The 15,015-nt window shown below is 69.0% G+C and carries 11 protein-coding genes; all 11 read left to right on the forward strand.

Annotated elements, in window-relative coordinates; genetic code table 11:
• Positions 1-11: 11 nt before the first annotated feature.
• Positions 12-1,868: a DNA mismatch repair endonuclease MutL gene (mutL, locus tag PHI64_RS00965; protein WP_299877182.1), complete on the forward strand. Its 1,857-nt coding sequence runs from the start codon at positions 12-14 to the stop codon at positions 1,866-1,868.
• A 147-nt stretch (positions 1,869-2,015) separates the two neighbouring features.
• A complete protein-coding gene (locus PHI64_RS00970; protein ID WP_299877185.1) occupies positions 2,016-3,644 on the forward strand; it encodes a glycosyltransferase family 39 protein in 1,629 nt (542 codons plus the stop codon).
• Positions 3,645-3,752: 108 nt separating this feature from the next.
• Positions 3,753-4,472 (forward strand): 16S rRNA pseudouridine(516) synthase, encoded by a 720-nt coding sequence (locus tag PHI64_RS00975; RefSeq protein ID WP_299877188.1) that lies wholly within the window; start codon positions 3,753-3,755, stop codon positions 4,470-4,472.
• Between the two features lie 11 nt (positions 4,473-4,483).
• On the forward strand, positions 4,484-5,728 hold the full coding sequence (locus PHI64_RS00980) for a pseudouridine synthase (protein WP_299877190.1): 1,245 nt from the start codon (positions 4,484-4,486) through the stop codon (positions 5,726-5,728).
• Positions 5,729-5,744: 16 nt separating this feature from the next.
• A complete protein-coding gene (locus tag PHI64_RS00985) occupies positions 5,745-6,380 on the forward strand; it encodes a hypothetical protein (protein WP_299877193.1) in 636 nt (211 codons plus the stop codon).
• Between the two features lie 175 nt (positions 6,381-6,555).
• Positions 6,556-7,660 (forward strand): peptide chain release factor 2 gene (gene prfB / locus PHI64_RS00990; RefSeq protein ID WP_299877196.1). Its coding sequence is split into 2 segments (ribosomal slippage): positions 6,556-6,636 and positions 6,638-7,660, totalling 1,104 coding nucleotides; the frame shifts between segments, so codons are not numbered across the junction.
• A 23-nt stretch (positions 7,661-7,683) separates the two neighbouring features.
• A complete protein-coding gene (locus PHI64_RS00995; protein ID WP_299877199.1) occupies positions 7,684-8,928 on the forward strand; it encodes a hypothetical protein in 1,245 nt (414 codons plus the stop codon).
• A gap of 8 nt (positions 8,929-8,936) precedes the next feature.
• On the forward strand, positions 8,937-10,283 hold the full coding sequence (locus PHI64_RS01000) for a hypothetical protein (protein WP_299877202.1): 1,347 nt from the start codon (positions 8,937-8,939) through the stop codon (positions 10,281-10,283).
• Positions 10,283-10,966 carry a hypothetical protein gene (locus tag PHI64_RS01005; protein ID WP_299877205.1) on the forward strand — a complete coding sequence of 228 codons (684 nt, stop codon included), beginning with the start codon at positions 10,283-10,285 and terminating at the stop codon, positions 10,964-10,966. Before PHI64_RS01000 ends, PHI64_RS01005 begins: the two co-directional genes overlap by 1 nt.
• 2 nt (positions 10,967-10,968) lie before the next feature.
• Complete coding sequence (locus PHI64_RS01010) at positions 10,969-13,770, forward strand: AAA family ATPase (protein ID WP_299877208.1); 2,802 nt, start codon at positions 10,969-10,971, stop codon at positions 13,768-13,770.
• Between the two features lie 53 nt (positions 13,771-13,823).
• Entirely contained in the window at positions 13,824-14,948 is a 1,125-nt protein-coding gene (locus tag PHI64_RS01015) for a diguanylate cyclase (RefSeq protein ID WP_299877211.1), read from the forward strand.
• Positions 14,949-15,015 lie beyond the last annotated feature (67 nt).

Genomic DNA, 15,015 nt, shown 5'->3' on the forward strand with positions numbered 1-15,015 from the left:
GGAAGCCCGCCATGCCCATCCACCTCCTCCCCGACCACCTGATCAACCAGATCGCCGCTGGCGAGGTGGTGGAGCGCCCCGCCTCGGTGCTCAAGGAGGTGCTGGAAAACGCCATGGATGCCGGCTCCACCGCGGTGGAAGTGCAACTGGAGCAGGGCGGCGTGCGGCGCATCCGGGTGGCCGACGACGGCTGCGGGATCCCCAAGGACGAGCTGCCCCTGGCCCTGGAACGTCACGCCACCAGCAAGATCACCAGCCTCGACGACCTGGAGCGGGTGGGCACCATGGGCTTTCGCGGCGAGGCCCTGGCCGCCATCGCCGCCGTGTCGCGCATGAGCATCACCAGCCGCGCCGACGGCGCCCCCCACGCCTGGCGCATCGACGCCGACCCGCGCGAGCTGGCCCCCGCCGCCCTCAACCACGGCAGCGTGGTTGACGTGGCCGACCTGTATTTCAACACCCCGGCCCGGCGCAAGTTTCTGAAGAGCGAGGGCACCGAGTTTTCCCACTGCGATGACGTCTTCCGGCGCGTGGCCCTGGCCCGACCCGACGTGGCCTTGCAACTCAGCCACAACGGCCGGGTCAGCCAGCGCCTGCCCTCCGGCACCCGCGAAGCCCGGGTGCGTGCGCTGCTCGGCGACGATTTCCTGGCCTCGGCCCGGGCCGTGGAGGCCGAATCCGGCCTGCTCCACCTGCACGGTTTTGCCTCGCTGCCGGCCTACTCGCGCAGCAACCGGGACGCTCAGTTCTTCTACGTGAACGGCCGCTTCGTGCGCGACAAGCTGGTCACCCACGCCATCCGCGAGGCCTACGCCGATATCCTCCACGGCAGCCGCCACCCGGCCTATGTGCTGTTCCTGGAGCTCGACCCGTTTGGCGTGGATGTGAACGTGCACCCGGCCAAGATCGAGGTGCGTTTCCGGGATTCCCGTGCCGTGCACCAGTTCGTGTATCACGCCCTGCAACGCACCCTCGCCGCCTCCGGTGCCGGGGCCGGCATGGCCGCGGGCAGCCCGCCCGCCGACAGCACGGAAGACACGGCCCCGGCGCCCACCGCCGCCGCAGTGCCCTATCCCCACGCCCCCCAGCCCTACCAGTCGCGGCTGGCCATGGAGCCGGTCACCCGGGCCTACTACGACTTCGCCGCCTCGGCCCGCCCCGAGCCCGTCACCAGCGAACCCTTGCAGAGCCGCAGCGACGGCTTTGTGGCAACGGCCTTCGCCCCCCGCAGCGCGGTGCCCCTCATGCAGCCCGGCGCCGCCCCCGCCCTGCCCGCCAGCGACCTGGCACCGCCCCTGGGCTACGCCCTCGCCCAGCTCCATGGCGTGTACATCCTGGCCCAGAACGAGGGCGGGCTGATCCTGGTGGACATGCACGCCGCCCACGAACGCATCCTCTACGAGCGCCTCAAGACCCTGCTCGATGGCACCCCCGGGGTGCAGCGCCTGCTCATCCCTGCGGTCTTTGGCGTGGGGCAGAAAGACATGCTCACTGCCGAGGAACACAGCGAACTGCTCGAACGCATGGGCTTTGAAGTTGGCCCCGCCGGCCCCCAGGAGCTGGCCGTGCGCAGCGTGCCGGCGCTCCTCGCCAGTGCTCCGGTAAGCGAACTGGTGCGCGCCCTGCTGGCCGAGCTGCGCGACTTCCCCAGCACCGAGGTCATCACCGCCCGCCGCAACGAGCTGCTCGCCACCATGGCCTGCCACGGCGCCGTGCGCGCCAACCGCAGCCTGACCCTGCCCGAGATGAACGCCCTGCTGCGGGAAATGGAGGCCACCGAGCGGGCCGATCAATGCAACCACGGCCGCCCCACCTGGACAGCCCTGAGCATGGCCGACCTGGATCGCCTGTTCCTGCGCGGACGCTGAGTTTTACCAATCGAACAGCACGCGTCACGGGGGATTGTCATCCGCCCCGTATAAACTGCGGGCTTTTGCTGCCCGCTCGACCCGAATCGCGCAAACCTCGACCCCAGGCGCTTGCCTGCCCGACGGTCACGATTGGAATCCTGTCTGATGCCCTCGAACTACACCTACCCCTCACCGTCGGCCACCACACGGCCGGGCTGGGGAACGCTACTCATCCTCCTGTGCCTGGCCCTGGCGGTGCGCCTGTGGCTGTTCGTCGGCCTGTCCGGCTCGGACGACGCCGTCTATTCCCTGCGGGGCCTGGAAGTCACCCTTGGCCAGTGGCTACCCTCCGACTACGTCGGCGATCTGCGCTACGGCATGAACCTGCCCATCGCCGTCTCGCTGAAGCTGCTGGGCATGAACGACGCCGGCCTGGTCGGTTGGGGCCTGCTGTGCTCCCTGGCCGAAATCGCCCTCATCTACCTTTTTGCCGAGCGCACCTGGGGCCGGCGCGCGGCGGTGTTCTCCAGCGCGATCCTGATCGTCACCCCCCTGCACCTGACATCGGCCACCAATATGTGGGCCGACGCCCCTTTCTCGCTCTTCCTCAGCACATCGGCGATCCTGCTGTGGGCCGGCGTGCGTTCCGGCCGGGCGCCACTGATCCTCGCCGCCGGTCTGGTCTGCGGGCTGGCAGGCTGGATCAAACCCGAGCCCGCGGTGGTCTTTGGCCTGATCCTGACCATCCTGGCCCTCGTCCACCTCAAGGCACGCCGCCAGGTGGGCTGGATCTTTGTCGGCGCCATCCTCGCCGCCATTCCCAACCTGATCCTGTTCACCTGGGCTTTCGGCGACCCGCTTTACTACCTGCATGCGGGCGCCCGCAACCTGCAATCGAATTTCATCGAAAACGCCGCCCCCTGGGGCGACCATTCGGGCAGCTACTATTTCCGCCTGTTCTTCATCGACGGTCGCGCCTTCTGGCTCGCACCGCTGCTGGCCGTCCCGGGCATGGCCCTGGCGCTGTTTAAGGGCAGCGACGAGGAGCGCCGGGCCGGGCGCTTCGTGACCCTGTGGGCCGTGCTGCTGGTGCTGGGCTTTTCCTTCTTCGTTTACTCCCTGTCTCCCCTCCGCCTGATCCCGAAACAGTACAACTACGCCCTGATCTTCGCCGCGCCCCTTGCCCTGCTGGCCGGGCTCACCCTGACCCGGCTGAGCCCGCTGCTCGCAATACCGGTGCTCTTGACCGCTGTGATCGGCGGACTGCTGCTGGGTTGCCTGGACGGATTCTCCCGTCACCTCCACGGAGAAACCCACTTCGCCTCGCTGCGCTTTGCGCGCCAGCACCCGGAGGCCGTGGTTTTCGTGAGCAGCCAGGGCTACAACCTGAACAGCGTGCTACGCCTGATGGGCCGTGAGCACGCCCCCAACGCACGCCGCCTCGGCGAACTTGCACCGGCCCGCGACGAGCCCTCCCCGCTCCCCGCCGACCGCCCCTACTTCGTGGCCTTTCACCCCAGCTGGCCGGAGACCCGAGGCAAGGCAGGGCAACTGCTGAAGGGGGACAGCGCACACTGTCTGAGCCCCGTTGCCGAGCGTATCGGCACCCCCAATGGCACCGAACGGGTGCTCAGCGCACTGCTGGTGGCCGTCCGCTCGGTGCTCCCCCCTGCCCTCGACCAGAGAGTGAGCTTCACCGACGATGTCCTGCACCCCCAGCCGGTGCGCCTCTATGCCCTTGACGGAGCCTGCCTTCGCCAGGGCAGCACCCGACTCGCCGACCTTCGCCCCTGAAGCTGCGGCGTTGACGGGGTCGCCCAGCCCCGCCGCCGGTCGGGGGTAGTTGCCGTCGCACTACTTCCGCGGAGACAATACCGGGTTGATCCGCGTAACCCCTCATCCGTGAAACTCGAACGCATCCTCCAGAATCAGGGCTTCGGCAGCCGTCGTCAGTGCCGGCAGCTCGTCGAACTCGGCGAAGTCCGCATCGACGGTGAAATCGTCGACAACCCGGGCGCCGAAATCGCCACCACCGGTCTCGTCTTCGAAGTCGAGGGCGAAGCCTGGACCTATCGCGAAAAGACCTATCTCGCCCTGTACAAGCCATCCGGCTACGAGTGCTCCCACGAGCCCAAGCACCACCGGGGCGTATATAGCCTGCTGCCCCACCAGCTCGTGGCCCGCAACGTGCAGAGCGTCGGGCGACTCGACGTGGATACCACCGGCCTGCTGCTCTTCTCCGACGATGGCGCCTTCATCCACAACCTGTCCTCCCCCAAAAAGCACGTCCCCAAGATCTACCGCGCCGAACTGTCCGAGGACGGCGGCGAGACGCTCATCCAGCGCCTGCTGGCCGGCGTCGACCTGATCGACGAACCCCAGCCGGTGCCGGCACTCAGCGCCCGCCTGCTGGCCCCGCGCACCCTGGAGATGAGCGTCGATCTTGGCAAATACCACGTGGTCAAGCGCATGATTGCCGCCGCCGGCAACCATGTGGAACAGCTGCACCGCAGCGGCTTTGGCGGCCTCAGCCTGGGTGAAGGCTGCCTTGCCGGGCTAGCCGAAGGCGAATGGGTCTACCTCGAAGCGGCCGACCTCCAACAACTGCATCCCGCCGCCTGAAAGGGCCGACCATGACCGACACGCCCCGCCGCCGCCCGCCCGCTCCCACCCGGGTCGGCACCCTGAGCCTCAAGCCCCGCGCCGCAGCCCCCGCCAACCAGGCCCCGGCCGACGCGGCCCCCGCCGCCAAACCCGAGACCCGCGACTGGCGCAAGCCCGCCACCGGTGCCGGCCGTAAACGGGGCAAGGCATCTTTCCCCGAACAGGCCAACACCGAGCCCGTGCGCCGCAACGCTGATGCCGGTAACGAACGCCCCAGCGGCGATCGTCCGCCCCGTCAGGATGGCGACCGCCCCGCCCGCCCGTATGCTGATCGCCCACCTCGCCAGGATGGCGAGCGCCCGGCGCGCCCTTTCGGAGAGCGCCCACCCCGCGCTGCCAGCGACCGCCCCCGTGGCGACCGCCCGACGAATCAGGGTGGCGACCGCCCTGCCCGCCCGGAAGGCGAGCGCCCGCCCCGCCACGAACGCAAGGCCTGGACTGGTGAGCCGCGCCCGGCCCCGACTCCGTCCCCCCTTCGGGATGACGGCTCCATCCGCCTCTCCAAACGCATGACCGAGCTGGGCCTGTGCTCCCGCCGGGAGGCCGACGAATACATCGAGAAGGGCTGGGTGCGCGTGGACGGCCGGGTGGTCAGCGAGCTGGGCTCGCGGGTCAAACCGGGCCAGCAGGTCGAGCTCGACCGGCGCGGCCAGACCTTCCAGGACCGCCGCGTCACCATCCTGCTCAACAAACCCGTGGGCTATGTGTCGGGCCAGGCCGAAGACGGCTACGAGCCTGCCAGCGTGCTCATCACCGCCGACAACCGCTGGGCTGAAGACCCCTCCGAAACCCGCTACCTCACCAGCCACCACAAGGGCCTCGCCCCCGCAGGCCGCCTGGACATCGACTCCATCGGCCTGCTCGTATTCACCCAGGACGGGCGCATCGCCAGAGCCCTCATCGGCGACGACTCCAGCATCGAGAAGGAGTACCACGTGCGCGTCGAAGGCACCGTGGACGCCGCCGGGCTGAAGCTGCTCAACCACGGCCTGTCCCTCGACGGCGTGGCCCTGCGCCCGGCCAAGGTCAGCTGGCTGAATGAAGACCAGCTGCGCTTCGTGCTGCGGGAAGGCAAGAAACGCCAGATCCGGCGCATGTGCGAACTGGTCGGGCTGAAGGTCATCGGCCTCAAGCGGGTGCGCATCGGCCGCGTCATGCTCGGCCACCTGCCGCCGGGCCAGTGGCGCTACCTGGGCCCCGACGAGGTCTTCTGAATCCGCGAGCCCCACCATGTCCATGACCGCCCTGCGCCGCCTCGTCGCCACCAGCCTTGCCGGCCTGCTCATCGGGCCGCTGGCCAGCGCAGCGCCCCTTGAAGCCGTGTACGAAGGCAGCCTGGTGCCGGAATCCTTCGACGCGCCCTTCCCGGTCACGGTCGAACTACGCGACCTGCAGGGGATCATTGTCGGTCAGGTCAAGGTTGGGGGGCCTTATTCCGGGTCGGCCCCGATCGCCTCCGGGGAGTTCGACAGCGGTCGCTGCACCCTCCGCGCACCGATCAGCCCCGGCACCGTACTGCGCCTCACCGGCACCTGCCACCCGCGGCTGTTCGAAGGCCGCTACACCCTCAGCTCAAACCGCAAGGACGGCAGTTCCACGGGCAGCTTCCGGCTGATGCGCAAGGCCGATGGTGGCAAACGGGGCGATGAGACCGCACGCCGCGGCGCCGTGCTGCCCACCACGACCCTGACCGAGTGCATCAACGCCAACACCCGCTGCCTGGTGGGCTGCCCGCAGGGCGATTACAACGCCGAATTCCTGTGCGTAAACCGCTGCCGCCAGCGTCACCTGGCCTGCAAGGGCAAGACCACGCTGCCGCCTCCTGCCCCCAACCGCAGCACCGCCCCCGACACCACCGAGCGCTGACCCGGCGCAAGCCGCCACGGGCCAGCACACTCCGCTCAGCCGATGCGGAAACGTGAGGTGGCGCCTCCTCATTGAGCATCTTCGGAAAACCGCCCCCGATCAGAACGCCCCTCCGCCAGAGCCACAGGCTGAAGGTATAATGCCCGGTTTTCCCGCACCAGCCAGGGCCCCGATCATGGAAGCAGAACGCCTCAACGCCATCTCCAACAAGCTCGCCGACCTGAAGGCCCGGGAGCTCGAACTTCGGAGGTATCTTTGACTACGATACCAAGGCAGAAAAGCTGATCGAAGTCAGCAAGCAGCTCGAAGACCCGAACATCTGGAACGACGCCGCCCAGGCCCAGGAGCTCGGCAAGGAAAAGAAAACCCTTGAAGGCGTGGTCGTGACCCTGCAGGAAATCGAACAGGGCCTCGCCGACGGCAAGGACCTCTTCGAACTCGCCTCCATGGAAGAGGACGAGGACACCATGCAGGCCGTCGAAGCCGACGTTGCCAGCCTGGAAACCCGGGTGGGCGAACTCGAATTCCGCCGCATGTTCAACAACCCGATGGACGGCAACGCCTGCTTCATCGAAATCCAGTCCGGCGCCGGTGGCACCGAGGCCCAGGACTGGGCCGGCATGCTCGAACGCATGTACCTGCGCTATTGCGAGCGCAAGGGCTTCAACGTAGAACTGCTCGAAGAATCCGAAGGCGAAGTGGCCGGCATCAAGAGCGCCACCATCAAGGTCGGCGGCGAGTACGCCTACGGCTTCCTGCGCACCGAGACCGGCATCCACCGCCTCGTCCGCAAGAGCCCCTTCGACTCCAATGCCCGGCGCCACACCAGCTTCTGCTCGGTGTTCGTGTTCCCCGAGGTGGACGACTCCATCGAGATCGACATCAACCCCGCCGACGTGCGCACCGACACCTACCGGGCCTCCGGCGCGGGCGGTCAGCACATCAACAAGACCGACTCCGCGGTGCGTCTCACCCACATCCCCACCGGCATCGTCGTGCAGTGCCAGAACGACCGCTCCCAGCACCGCAACAAGGACGAAGCCTGGTCCATGCTGCGCGCCCGCCTGTACGAAGCCGAACTGCGCAAGCGCCAGTCCGAGCAGCAGAAGCTCGAAGACGCCAAGAGCGACATCGGCTGGGGCCACCAGATCCGCTCCTACGTGCTCGACCAGTCGCGCATCAAGGATCTGCGCACCAGCTACGAAGTCGGCAACACCCAGGCCGTGCTCGACGGCGACCTGGACGGCTTCATCCAGGCCAGCCTGAAGCAGGGCGTCTGAGCCCGTCGACCGCAGGAGTTGTGATGAAGCGTCTGCTCGTCGGCCTGCTGGCCGTCATCCTGCTCCTGCTGGCGGGGGTCACCGTGCTGGCCTTCCGGGCCATCCAGGACACCCCGCTGGTCACTGGCGACGGTGTGCTGTCCCCGTCGGCCGTCAGCCGTGCCAAAACGGTCATCCGCCTCAACGACCCACGCCGCCTGCGCCCCGGCACCAACAGGGAGAGCCGCATCCTGGCCCCCGACCTGGAAACCCTGGTCAACCTGGCCCTGCGGCGGGGTCACGCCACGGTGGTCCTCGAAGACGGCCTGGCTGACCTGCGCTACACCCTGGCCATGCCGGCCACGCCCCTGGGCCGCTACCTCAACCTGTGGGCCCGGGTGGCCGTGGGGCCTGAGGGCGTAGAGTTCCACAAGGTTCGCGTGGGCAGCGTGCCCATTCCCGGCCCCCTGTTCCGCATGGGGCTCGATTACGCCATCGGCAAATCCGAACTCGCTCCCGACCTCGCCCTGCTGCGCCAAACCATCCATCACGTCGCCTTCGTGCCCGGCGAGCTGCGCATCCGCTACACCTGGAAACCCGAAATCCTCGACAGCGCCCGCGCCCGAGTACTGTCCCAGGAAGACCGGGAACGTCTCGCCGCCGCCCACCTCCGCCTCGTCGCCCACATGGACCAGGCCGGGGACGGCCGCCGCCAGGCACCCCTGGCCGATGTGCTCGGGCCGCTGCTGCAGGAAGCTGCAGGCGCCAATGCCGGCACCGACCTGGGGCGCGCCTACCGCAACCTGCTGCTGGTCACTGCCTTCCAGCTGTCGGGTCGCAACATCGCCCAGCTGGTGCCCGAGGCTGCCCAGTGGCCCCGACCACGCCCCCTCACCCTCACCCTGCGCGGCCGCGAAGACCTGGCCCAGCACTTCATGGTGTCGGCGGCCCTGGCCGCCTGGGCCGGCGAACCCCTGGCCAGCGCCGTGGGGGTGGGCAAGGAAGTGGACGACGCCCACAGCGGCAGCGGCTTCTCGTTCGCCGATCTGGCCGCCGACCGGGCGGGCACCCGCCTGGGCGAGCTGGTGGCAGGCAACCCCCAGCGTCTTGCCGCGGCCGTGGGCGCCGGGCTCACCGACACGGCGCTGCTGCCGTCCATCACCGGCCTGCCCGAATCCATGATGACCGCCGAATTCCAGCGCCGCTTCGGCGGGGTCGGCGCGCCGGCCTACCAGCGCATGAGTGACGAGATCGACCGGCGCATCGACGCCCTGTCCCTCTTCCGCTGACTGCGTCCATGTCCGAAGTCCGCCTGGAAGAACTCCTCGCCCCCGGCGTCGTCGCCGACGATGTACCCGAGCTCGCCCCCCTGCTGGGCGCCCGGCCCCTGCTGTCGGCCTTCAGCACACTCTTCCATGGCAGCGAGGCCGAAGTGCTGATGCGCCTGCTGGTGCTGCGCGAGATCGGCCGCGAGACCGACGCCCCCCGCTGGGGCCCGGAGCAGTTGCGTCAGCGCTTTGCCTTCCTCGACCCGGTCAAACTCGAGACCGTGCTGCGCCGGCTGCGTGGCAACGGCCTGCTGGAGATCGGCGAGGACAACCTCTACGCGCTCGCCGATCTGGGCCGCAACGCCGTGGCGGCCATCGCCATGCTGGTCAGCTTCAGCACAGAGGACGACCTGGAGCTGGGCTTCCTCACCGCCCAGCTGGCCGGCCTGCAGGCCGTGGGCAGCATCACCCCCGAGGCCCTCGGCCATCTGCTGGGCAAACTCAATGACCTGGCCTGGCATTTCGAGGACGCCATCGCCTCGGGCTCCGAATTCCGCATCGCCGATGCGCGCCGGCGTCTCTCCGCCAACACCCGCTGGATCGAGCGCGGCACCGAAGTGATGGGCGAGCTGCTGGCCGACCCGGAGGTGCCCTTCGACCTGGCCCGCGTCGCCCAGCGCATCGGCCTGGCCCAGTCCCGCCTGGCCCGGGTAGACGCCGCTTTCCAGCGCGCCCTCAACAAGATCGAGGCCCAGCGTGTCACCCTCGGCGGCTCCGGCATCTCGTCCAGCGACGTGGCCGGCTGGCTTCGTCGCATGGACGGACGGGCCCTGGCCGAGCTGGCCACCGGCGCTCTCGCCACGGCACCGGAGCTCACCCTGCTGGCCGGTGGCCACGAACTCCTCGACCGGGCCGAGCTGGCCCTCTCCGACGAAGCCCGCCAGATCGAGGCCGACACCGCCCTCCCCCCGGCCGAAGACGCCCCCAGTAATCGCCAGCCCGAGCAGGAAGACCTGCGCCTGCTGCAACACTTCAGCCAGCGCCTGACCCGCCTGACCGCACCTGGCAGCCCCCCCGCCCCCCTGGCCAGCCTGGTGGCCGGCGGCGGCTTTCCGGCCGCGTCCTACCGCCTGTCCCTGCTCGCCCTGCTGGCCGACGGGGGCGGCGAAGGGGGCGCCACCCCCGCCGAGGGCCCTATCGGCGAGTTCATGCGCCTGCCCCTCGACGTGCTCTTCGAAGCCGCCACCGCCAAAGTTGGCGAGGACGAGATCGCCGCCATGTCCACCGGCCTGGTAGGCGCCAAAGGTAGCTTGCCGGCCGCCGACGCCCTGCCCGTCCTCGACACCCTCGACGACACCTTTACCGACCCCGCCTGATGGAACAACAGATCCGGACCCTCACCGCCCGCCTGCTGGCCAGCCGCAGCCTGCCGCGCAGCGACGCCCTGGTGCGCCGCGCCCTGGTGGACGAAGCCTTCCGTATTGATCTCGACGCGCGCCTTGGTGCTGTCGGCCTGCGGCTCATCGACAACCCCTACGCCGAGCACGTCGCCGTAGCCCTGGCCGAGGACATGCACGAGCCGGTGTTCGGTGCCAGCCGCGAGTACGCCGCCAGCAACATCGGCCTGACCCGTGACCAGCTGGCCCTGCTCGTCGTCATCTGGGCCCTGATCATCCTGCCCAAGCGCGAACGTCAGGTAAATCGGCAACGCCTCGCCGATGACGGTCAGGAGGACATGTTCGGCAAGGAAGGCCCCCTGGAGCACGGCGAGGGCGTCTCCGGTGCCCTGTCGGAAGCCTCCCTGCTGGCCGACTTTGCCCCCGTGCTGGGCCACAAGACCTATGTCCAGGGCAAGCTCCTGTCGCGCCTGGCCCAGCTCGGCTTCATCGAGCGCCGGGGTGGCATGATCCATGAAGGCCCGCTCCTCGACGTACTCCTCGACTACCGCCTGCTGGCCGACCGCATCATCTATGGCACCCTCGGCGAAGTGCTGGCCCAGGCCGGCCATCCGCCCCCCGCCGCTGATGCCTTCACGCCCCCCGACGCCGAGGACGACTGAGCATGTTTCACATCAAGCAACTCGAACTGGTCCACTGGGATTACTGGCGGCGCTTCAACCTGCCCCTGGACGCCCAGATCATCACCATCGTCGGCCCCAACGGCTCCGGCAAGACCACCCTGCTCGACGCCCTGCGCACCCTCTTCGGCCTGCGCTGCTCGGGCAAGCGCGACTTTCGCCGCTACGTGCGCCGGGCCAACCGCAGCTTCGCGTGGATTCGCGCAGTGGTGGCCAACCGCCCCGGCAGCACCGGCAAGCGCCCCTTCTTCCCCTGCCTGAAGGACGAAGTCACCCTGGCCTGCCGCATCCGCCGCGCCGGTGGCGACTGGACCCGGGACTACGCCATCGCCGACGGCGACGTGCCCATCGAAGCGCTGGAAGCCAACGAGGACAGAGCTGTGGAGTGGGTCGGCTATCGGGACTACCAGAGTCGCCTGGCCTGGGGCGGCCTCACCCCTGCCATCGCCAAGGTGCTGGCCCTTGAGCAAGGCGACACCGACAAGCTCTGCGAGTACTCCCCAAAGGCCCTGCTAGAGCTGGTCTTCGACGTGTTCGGCGACAAGGAGGTGCTGGACAACTACGCCGCAGCCCAGGAAGAACAGAACAACGCCGAGAAAGAGCTGGCCGCCCTCGGCCTCGACCTGGACCGCCTGCGGGCCCAGGCCGAAACCAAGCGCCTGGAGGCCGACCGCTTCCTGGAATGGAAGCAGCTCGACGACGAATCCCGCGCCCTGGAAGCCGAGATCATCCCCCGCCTGGAGACGACCGAGCTGGAGCGGGACATCCGCCTGGCCCGGGACGAGCTGGGGCGCAGCCGCCAGGAACACCAGCGCGCCGAGGACGAACTCCAGCGCCTGCGCGAACACGGCAAAGGCGTCGAAGCCGAAAGAGCCGCCGCCGAAGCCCGCCGCAAGACCGCCCGCCAGCACGACCTGGAAGCCGAAAAGCGCCACCTGGCCGCCCACGATGAAGTCCGCGACGCCGAAAAGCTGCTCGCCGAACGCAGTGCCCTGCGCACCCGGCTGGCGCGGGAGGCCGGCGACGCCGCTGTAGACCTGGAGGCCGCCCACGCCAAGGCCGACGCCCGCCTGCTCCACCTGCAGCGCCAGGAGCGCGAGGCCGTCGCCGCCTTCGAGGACAAGACCGCCCAGCTGCGCGCCGCCCGCGAACACCGCAGCCCCCCCGCCGACGCCGACGTGGCGCGCTTTCGCAGCCGCCTCAAGGCCGAGGGCATCGCCCACCGGGCCCTCGCCGAGATCATCGAAGTCACCGACCCCGACTGGCAGGGCGCCGTTGAAGCCGTGCTGCGCCCCTACCGCAGCGTGCTCCTGCTCGAACGCGAGCAGGACCGCCACGCCGCCTGGGCCCTGGGCGAAGCCGAGCGCTTCCGCCACTTCATCGTGCCCGAACTCGAAATGGCGCCCCCCGCCACCCGGGGCGCTCTGGCCGAGGTCATCCGCTTTGCCGACGCCATTCCGCGCTGGCTGGCCGACCTCCTCAACCGCATCCAGCGCGTCGACGACGCCGACGCCGCCCGCCGCCTGCCCCGTGAAACCGAGTGGATCACCCGCGACGGCTACCACCGCGAACGTCGCGGCGCCCGCCACCTGGGCAAGCCCACCGACTTCCACTTCGGCGAGCTGGCCCGCAGCGCCCGCATGAAGCAGCTCGACGCCGACATGCACAGCATCGACGCCCGTCTGCGCGCCCTGCGCCCCGAGCTCGACGCCGCCAAGGAAGAAGCCGACGCCCTGCGCGCCCGCCTCCACGGCATCGAGGCGGCCCAGCTGCTGTCCGCCCGGGCCGACGACTTCGACCACGCCGAACGCATCCTGCCCGACGCCCGCGCCCGCCTCACCACCGCCATCGCCGACCGGGCCAAAGCCAAGGGCGAGCTCGAACGCATCGACCAATCCCTGCGCGGCATCGACATCGAGATCGACCGCCGCCGACGGGACACCGACGGCCTCGCCCGCCGCGTCAATGAGCTGGCCAGTGAAGCCTCCCCGCGCCGCCGCGACCAGGCCAAGCGCATCCTCATCCTGCGCCGCCTGCGCCGGGGCATGCCCACCGACTGGCGCGACCCGACCGCCAACGCCCTGCTCACCGACAAATACGACGGAGCCCGCGGCGCCCGGGCCGAGCTCGAACGCCTGCGCCAGCGCCTGGCCGGCGGCGAATGGGTCACCGACGACACCGTGCTCACCCTGGCCGGCCGCCTCAAGGCCGACGTAAATGAGCGGGAAGCCCAGTACGCCGAGCGCGAACGCCACTGCAGCGCCGCCCGCCGCATCACCAGCGAAGCCCGCGCCGCCTACATCGCCAAGCTGCGCGCTACCGTGCGCCAATACGGCAAGAATCTGCACGCCCTCGGCGACCTGGCCAACGTGGACGTGGACTGCCCCATACCAACCCTCGACAACGACGACCGGGCCCTGGCCTCCGCCGGCCTCGAAGTGCGCTTCGACTTCGACCGCAAAGGTGCCGTGGGTCTCAACGACGGTGAAGCCTCGGGCGGCCAGCAGGTCATGAAGTCCCTGATCCTGCTCATCGCCCTGCTGATGGACGAGGCCCGCCCCGGCGGCTTTGTCTTCATCGACGAACCCTTCGCCCACCTGGACATCGCCAACATCGACCGGGTCGGCACCTTCCTGCGCGCCACCCGCGCCCAGTACCTCATCACCACCCCGGTCACCCACAACGCCAACGTCTTCGCCCCGGCCCAGCTCACTCTGGTCACCCGCAAGAAGAAACCCGGCGACGACTGGGCCCCGCCCATCGGCTTGATCCAGCGCGCCCTGTAACCGACGCGCAGGCCCTCACTTCAGATTTCACAAAGTCTGACGTTATTGGCTCCATGCAGCCACGGCCCGCGCTCACCATGCGCCACACCCCGGCGTCCGACGCCGCAAACTCCCTCCAGATGCATCTCCTCCGGGGCGCCGAGGTTCTGTCACGTACCCGTGACCTGCGTTCGATCTTCCGCACCACCGCCGAAACCGCCATGCACTTTCTGGACGGCAGCTACTGCCTGCTGTTTGCCGTGCGCTTCACCCCACCTGATCTCACCGTCGGCCTGCTCGGCTGCTGCGTCTCCGACGGCACCGATACCTACTGGGACGACGTCTGCGACGGCCAGTCCTGGCTCCCCGTCGATCCCCTGCTGGCCGACTGCCTGCACACCGATCACGGCCACGCCGTCATGCATGAGGGCGACACCTGGCGCCTCGCCTTTGCCGTCGGGGCCCTCGGCGAAGCCCGCTGGGTGCTGGAGATCCACAGCCACAGAAAACCGCAGGTTGCCGACTGCCAGGGCCTGAGCCTGTTTCTCCGCTGTTTCGAAAACCAGCACCAGGCCTGGGAATACGCCAACCTGGACACGCTCACCCGGCTGCTCAACCGCAAGACCTTCGACGACGACTTCGAACGCCTCATCGCCGCTGCCGAGCTGGCCGAACAGGCCAGCCAGGAGCCCGCCGAACGCCGCACCCACAGCCCCAGCATCACCCAGCCCTGCTGGCTCGGGGTCGTGGATATCGATCATTTCAAGAAGATCAACGACAACTACGGCCACCTGTTCGGCGATGAGGTGCTGCTGCGCGTCGCCGATCTGATGCGCCAGAGCTTCCGCAACCACGACAAACTGTTCCGCTTCGGTGGCGAAGAGTTCGTCGTCATGCTGCGTAACGTGGCCGAAGACAACGTCCAGAGCATCTTCGACCGCTTTCGCATAGCGGTCGAAGATCACGACTTTCCCCGGGTCGGGCAGGTGCGCTGCTCGGTCGGCTACTCACGCATCGATCCGCGCCTGTCCCCCGCCGAACTGCTCGGCCGCGCCGACGAAGCCCTCTACTACTCCAAGGAGCACGGCCGCAACCAGGTCAATGGCTTCGACGAGCTGATCATGAGCGGAAAACTGCGCATCACCATTCCGGCCGGCCAGGCCCAGATCCAGTCCGACATCGACGAGATCTTCCTCTGATCAGGGCCACTGCGGCGGGCGGGCCGCGACGGGCGCCCCGGAGTGTGTCAAAATTCGGAGCTTTGCG

The organism is Zoogloea sp. (assembly GCF_028689785.1).
Taxonomy (GTDB): Bacteria; Pseudomonadota; Gammaproteobacteria; order Burkholderiales; family Rhodocyclaceae; genus Zoogloea.

Coding starts and splice junctions, on each gene's coding strand:
- mutL (WP_299877182.1), top strand. CDS start 12: ATGCCCATCCACCTCCTCCCCGACCACCTGATCAACCAGATCGCCGCT.
- PHI64_RS00970 (WP_299877185.1), top strand. CDS start 2,016: ATGCCCTCGAACTACACCTACCCCTCACCGTCGGCCACCACACGGCCG.
- PHI64_RS00980 (WP_299877190.1), top strand. CDS start 4,484: ATGACCGACACGCCCCGCCGCCGCCCGCCCGCTCCCACCCGGGTCGGC.
- PHI64_RS00985 (WP_299877193.1), top strand. CDS start 5,745: ATGTCCATGACCGCCCTGCGCCGCCTCGTCGCCACCAGCCTTGCCGGC.
- PHI64_RS00995 (WP_299877199.1), top strand. CDS start 7,684: ATGAAGCGTCTGCTCGTCGGCCTGCTGGCCGTCATCCTGCTCCTGCTG.
- PHI64_RS01000 (WP_299877202.1), top strand. CDS start 8,937: ATGTCCGAAGTCCGCCTGGAAGAACTCCTCGCCCCCGGCGTCGTCGCC.
- PHI64_RS01005 (WP_299877205.1), top strand. CDS start 10,283: ATGGAACAACAGATCCGGACCCTCACCGCCCGCCTGCTGGCCAGCCGC.
- PHI64_RS01010 (WP_299877208.1), top strand. CDS start 10,969: ATGTTTCACATCAAGCAACTCGAACTGGTCCACTGGGATTACTGGCGG.
- PHI64_RS01015 (WP_299877211.1), top strand. CDS start 13,824: ATGCAGCCACGGCCCGCGCTCACCATGCGCCACACCCCGGCGTCCGAC.